This window comes from Paraburkholderia sp. SIMBA_053 (assembly GCF_046534895.1).
GTDB classification, from domain to species: Bacteria; Pseudomonadota; Gammaproteobacteria; order Burkholderiales; family Burkholderiaceae; genus Paraburkholderia; species Paraburkholderia caledonica.
Window position 1 is genome coordinate 1 of record NZ_JAWRXU010000712.1, and the last position, 271, is coordinate 271.

Genomic DNA, 271 nt, shown 5'->3' on the forward strand with positions numbered 1-271 from the left:
GGTACGTGCGCGACGACATTCCCGTCATTACGCAATATCCAAACGGTCAAACGGTGCCGTCTCCGCAAGGACCGCTCGGATTCAAGCCTGGCGAACTGGTTGGCTGCGTGTCCGGCGAGCTAGGTCTGCGCAGCTATCTGGAAGCGCATGGTCATGAACTCGTCGTCACGAGCGATAAGGACGGTGCCGACTCCACCTTCGACAAGCACCTGGTCGATGCCGACGTCGTCATTTCGCAGCCGTTCTGGCCGGCCTATCTGACGGCGGAACG

General features: G+C 60.5%; 1 pseudogene. It reads left to right on the forward strand.

The annotated features are described in order from the left end of the window. Positions 1–271 (forward strand): annotated as a pseudogene (locus SB753_RS37430) (NAD-dependent formate dehydrogenase); the annotation flags it as partial.